This window comes from Microvirga sp. P4_G7 (assembly GCF_056401005.1).
This window is the reverse complement of sequence record NZ_JBFUKD010000555.1, coordinates 1-2,518: the sequence shown is the minus strand read 5'-3', so window position 1 is coordinate 2,518 and position 2,518 is coordinate 1. Positions and strand designations below refer to the sequence as shown.

The 2,518-nt window shown below is 63.5% G+C and carries 2 protein-coding genes and 2 pseudogenes; 2 read left to right on the top strand and 2 right to left on the bottom strand.

Annotated features, from left to right (window positions below; genetic code table 11):
* Together AC1DT3_RS17830 and AC1DT3_RS17825 are read left to right on the top strand one after the other, a co-directional pair.
* Positions 1-105: pseudogene (locus tag AC1DT3_RS17830) on the top strand (rRNA methyltransferase); the annotation flags it as partial.
* Between the two features lie 23 nt (positions 106-128).
* A complete protein-coding gene (locus AC1DT3_RS17825) occupies positions 129-1,070 on the top strand; it encodes a Gfo/Idh/MocA family protein (protein WP_477466570.1) in 942 nt (313 codons plus the stop codon).
* A gap of 147 nt (positions 1,071-1,217) precedes the next feature.
* On the opposite strand, the gene AC1DT3_RS17820 is transcribed toward AC1DT3_RS17825, so the two are convergent.
* Positions 1,218-2,072 (bottom strand): dienelactone hydrolase family protein, encoded by an 855-nt coding sequence (locus tag AC1DT3_RS17820; protein ID WP_477466569.1) that lies wholly within the window; start codon positions 2,070-2,072, stop codon positions 1,218-1,220.
* A gap of 37 nt (positions 2,073-2,109) precedes the next feature.
* Positions 2,110-2,518 (bottom strand): annotated as a pseudogene (locus tag AC1DT3_RS17815) (MFS transporter); the annotation flags it as partial.

Genomic DNA, 2,518 nt, shown 5'->3' with positions numbered 1-2,518 from the left:
GTGGTCAAGCACGTCAAGCCGTCGGCAAGCCGTTCGGATTCAGCGGAACTGTATGTGATGGCGACCGGGTTCCGCGGCTCGGCGGAGAAGACGTCCGTACCCTAGGCCTCCGACCAATGGAGCGGCCCGTGACAGCGCATAAGATCGGCATCATCGGCTTCGGCAAGATCGCCCAGGACCAACACCTGCCGGCGATCAAGGGCAATCCGGATTTCGAATTGCTCGCCGTCGCGAGCCAGCGCGGTTTGAAGCCGGACGAGGCGAAGTACACGTTCCAGGATTATCGCGAGATGCTTCGCAGCTTGCCGGAGCTCGAAGCGGTGAGCATCTGCACGCCGCCGCAGGTCCGCCACCAGATCGCCCGGGACGCCTTGCTCGCCGGCAAGAGCGTCCTGCTGGAGAAACCGCCCGCGGCCACTTTGAGCGAGCTGGAGGATCTCAAGGCCATCGCGAAACAGGCTAGCCGGACCCTTTTCGCCACGTGGCACGCGCAGTACAACAAGGCCGTTGACGAGGCCGCCGCGACCCTGTCGGGCCGCAAGCTCAAGACGCTCGTGGTGAACTGGAAGGAAGATGTCCGCCATTGGCATCCGGGGCAGCAATGGATCTGGCAGGCCGGCGGTTTTGGCATCTTCGATCCAGGCATCAACGCGCTCTCGATCTTGAGCCGCATCCTGCCGCAGCCGATCTTCGTGCAGAAGGCCGATCTGCAATTCCCATCGAACCGCGATGCGCCGATCGCTGCCGACCTGGTGTTCGGCACCGGCGATGATGGGCAAGATCTGCAAGCGCATTTCGACTGGCGTCAGACCGGCCCGCAATCGTGGGACATCGCGGTGGAGACGGTCGACGGACTGCGCCTCGCGCTTGCCCACGGCGGCACAAAGCTCGATCTCAACGGCAAGACGGTGATCGACGAACCCTCGGCCGAGTATGAGGGCATCTACGCCAAGTTCGCGACGCTGCTCGACAAGGGCGGCCAAACCGACGTCGACGATGCACCGTTCCGCCACGTGGCGGACGCGTTCATGATCGGCCGCAGGATTCAGGTCGAAGCGTTCGACGATTGAGGATCGCCATCTTCGTCGTCATGGCCGGGCTTGTCCCGGCCACCCAGATCAGAAACGCCTTTCGGGGTCACCGGCACAACGCCGGTGATGTCAATGTGCGCGGCCATCCCGGCTGAAACGACACGGGCTGGCTCCGAGTTGGACGTATCAGCTCAAGTTCTTCTTCAAGAACGCCGCCGTGCGGCTCCAGGCGAGATCGGACGCGGTCTTGTCGAAGCGGGCGGCGTTGGTGTCGTTGTTGAAGGCGTGGTTGGCGCCCTCGTACACGAAGAACTCGTAGGTCTTGCCGGCTTGCTTCAGCGCCGCCTCGTAGGCTGGAATGCCGGCGTTGATGCGCTCGTCGAGACCGCCGTAATGCAGCATCATCGCAGCGCGGATTTTGGCGACGTCCTCCGCTTTGGGTTGCCCGCCGTAATAGGCGACGCCGGCTGAAAGATCCGGATCCGCCACCGCCAAATTGTTCACGGCTCCGCCGCCCCAACAGAAGCCGATGGCGCCGACCTTGCCATTGCTTTCGGGATTTGCCTTGAGGAAGGCCACGGCGGCTTTGCCGTAGGCAATGACATCGCTCGGCTTCAATTGGCCGATCATCTCGCGGCCCTTCTCTTCGTCCGCCGGGGTTCCGCCCGTGGGGCTGAGATAATCGAGCCCGAGCGCCAAGAAGCCCTCGGTCGCCATGCGGCGTGTGACGTCCTTGATGTGGGGATTGAGGCCCCGGTTCTCATGGATCACGATGACGGCCGGTAGCTTGCCGCCGGTTTTCGGCTTGACGAGGTAGCCCGTGAGATTCGGGACGCCCGGAATATCGACCGTCTCGGCGACGATCCGGGGATCCTTTTCGTCGATGGTCTGCGCCTGCGCGTAATTGTTCTGCAGGATCGGAAGAAGGGCGGTGGCGGCGGCCGTGCTGCCGACCAAGGCCGCGAGGCGGTCCAGGAAGGACCGGCGGTTCATCCCGCCATGGGTGAAATCGTCGTAGAGATCGATAATCTTCTGGTCCATCAGGCGCTCCCTTTGAGGCCCCGAAGATAGCGCGCTATCAGGGGCCGTCCATCCCATCGCCGAGGCCGGTGGCCGGCACCTTTCGCTGGATCGCGCGGTGTCCCGACATCTCGGCGCCAGCGTGCGCATCCAAGCGCAGGAAAAAGAACCCGGCACAGGCAGACAGCGCCGCCACGACCCAGAACGCCATGCTGAAATCCGCCGCGACCAGAGTGTTGTCCCCGCGCCACTGCGCCGTCGTTTCGAGAACGAACGCGCCCAAGGCGACGCCGATGCTCAAGGCTAGTTGTTGCGCCACCGCCGAGAGGCTGGTCGCATAGCTCATGTCGCGATTGGATACCTCTGCGTAGGCGATCGCGTTCAGGCTGGTGAATTGAAGGGACCGGAAGCACCCTCCGATGAGCAGGACGGGCATGATCACCCAATAGGGGGTCGAGGGCGTGAAG

Excerpts from the sequence above, each read along its gene's own strand:
- AC1DT3_RS17820 (WP_477466569.1), bottom strand. The coding sequence starts at position 2,072 with ATGGACCAGAAGATTATCGATCTCTACGACGATTTCACCCATGGCGGG.